Here is a 293-nt window from a genome sequence, read left to right as displayed (position 1 = left end):
GGCCAGTCCACTCAGGATACCACTTTGCCATCCGGTCTGATGCTGGGGGCGGGTTCAAAGGTGGTGGCAACACAAAAAGTGTTTACCCAGGGTAATACTCAGACCACCAACAACGCCATGGACTTGATGATAGAAGGCGATGGCTTCTTTCAGATCCTGTTGCCGGACGGCAACATAGGCTACACCCGAAATGGCCAGTTCACTATCAATGAAGAAGGCCAGATGGTGACCTCAGGTGGTGGTTACTTGCTGCAGCCTGAAATTGTTGTGCCGGAAGATGCGGTCAGCATTAC

Annotated in this window: 1 protein-coding gene; it reads left to right on the top strand. The window is 52.2% G+C overall.

Annotated features, from left to right (window positions below; genetic code table 11):
• A partial coding sequence (locus ACYP03_RS25620; RefSeq protein WP_459782623.1) for a flagellar hook-basal body complex protein occupies nucleotides 1-293 on the top strand: 293 nt, incomplete at both ends.

It is taken from the genome of Photobacterium sp. R1 (assembly GCF_054600795.1).
The sequence above is the reverse complement of the archived record's forward strand: the minus strand, read 5'-3'. Positions and strand labels throughout refer to the sequence as shown.